The sequence below is a fragment of the Paenibacillus sp. NPDC055715 genome (assembly GCF_053617595.1).
Genome location: NZ_JBSHGA010000037.1, coordinates 1 through 1,521 on the forward strand (window position 1 = coordinate 1; position 1,521 = coordinate 1,521).

2 protein-coding genes are annotated in these 1,521 nt (G+C 73.5%); both read left to right on the forward strand.

The window, feature by feature from the left end; all coding sequences use genetic code 11:
* The first annotated feature begins 843 nt into the window (after positions 1–843).
* On the forward strand, positions 844–1,020 hold the full coding sequence (locus ACWGOO_RS22320; protein ID WP_157028735.1) for a hypothetical protein: 177 nt from the start codon (positions 844–846) through the stop codon (positions 1,018–1,020).
* A gap of 58 nt (positions 1,021–1,078) precedes the next feature.
* Positions 1,079–1,294, forward strand: a complete 216-nt coding sequence (locus ACWGOO_RS22325; RefSeq protein WP_376183994.1) for a hypothetical protein — start codon at positions 1,079–1,081, stop codon at positions 1,292–1,294.
* The last annotated feature ends 227 nt before the right edge of the window (positions 1,295–1,521 follow it).

Consider the following 1,521-nt stretch of genomic DNA (forward strand, 5'->3'; position numbering starts at 1 on the left):
CCCGCGGCACACCGTGAGTGCCGCCCGACCGGAGGGACCCCCCCGCTCTGGCCCCGCCTTACGAGGGCGCGGCGGGCACCTGGGGGACCGTCAGGGTCGGCGGCCGCGACCCGTCACCACAGCGGCAGATCCTCCCCGCCCACCACCGGCCGGGCCGGACGCGGCGGAGTAGCCGGCGGAGCATCCCGCGGCTGCGGCCGCCGGGGTTGCGCACGTGCAGATCCCGGCGCGGGCGGCACGATCGGCTCCTCCGGTCGGCCGAGCACCGCGCGCTCCGCCGCCAGCACCGCCGCCCGCGTCCGGGCCTGCTCCCGCCTGTGCTCCGCCGCCCGCGTCCGGCACCCACCCGTCCGGCAGTACAGCCGCGGCCGCCCCACCACCGGATGCGGCCCCGGAATCGGCAGCCCACACCACCCACACCACCGCGCCCGCTCCGCCCTGCTCGCATCACTGTTCTGCACGTGCACATCATCCGGCTCCGCACCACACCTCTGGCACTTTCGACCGCCACACCTAGGCATCAGGACCCAACGGGTCCTCGCCCAGCTCCTCCCGCATCTCCGCTTGGGCGTCGGCCCACATGTCCCCCGCACCCGAGCAGTCCGAGCACAGGCAGTCGCCCGGACACCTCACCGGCACCCACAGCACGCCGTACTCCTGCGTCGGCTCGGCCCCACCCGCAACGTCATCGCTCGTACTCATGCCGGGATCAACGAGCGCCAGGAGCACGAGCCACGACACACACCTAGGCATTCTCAATTCGACGGGGCTTGCGCAGACTGACACAGTCGTGTCATAGTGAAGCGGTCGGCACAAGCTGACACAACCGCAAGGGAGATCATCATGGGCCTGTTCGGTGGCAAGAAGAACGACGACTCCTCCTCCTCCGAGGGGGTCAACTTCCAGGACCGGATGTACATGGGCTCGGCCGCCGTGTACGCCGCGATCGAGCGCGGCGAGATCCAGGGCGAGCAGGCCGTCCGGGACGCGCTGGAGCAGGCGCGGTACGACGCCAGCTGACGCCCCCTCGGCGGGGCACCGGCCGGTGCCCCGCCCCAACCACCGCCAGGAGGCCCCCATGCGCGAGTTCCTGTACATCCTCACCATGCAGTCCCACGACGGCCGCCAGGCGACCTGGAGCGGCGTCATCACCCCCGCTGAGGGCGCGACCCGCGAGCGGGTCTGGCTCGACCTCCGGGCCACGATCGCGCAGGCGCAGCCGACGCAGGAACAGCGGGAGGCGGTCGCCGCCGCCCCCACGCTGTTCTTCTCCCTGGAGCCCAACGCCCTCTGACCCCGCCCCTCGAAGCCCCCGCCGGATCGTCCGGCGGGGGCTTCGTCGTGCGTTGGGGGGGGTGAGCGAGGTAGTGCCCAGTGGGCCCCATAGGCGCACCCACCCGTGGGTGGACGGGTGGTTGGGCCGGGGGACCGGCGGTGGGACCGCCGGTGGGGGGAAGCCGCGGGGGCCCCCGGCGTTGGCACCGGACCGAACAGCACCGTCCCGCCCCCCCCCCCACCCCC

Bases quoted from the DNA above. Each gene is read 5' to 3' on its own strand.
- ACWGOO_RS22320 (WP_157028735.1), top strand. From the start codon at position 844: ATGGGCCTGTTCGGTGGCAAGAAGAACGACGACTCCTCCTCCTCCGAG.
- ACWGOO_RS22325 (WP_376183994.1), top strand. From the start codon at position 1,079: ATGCGCGAGTTCCTGTACATCCTCACCATGCAGTCCCACGACGGCCGC.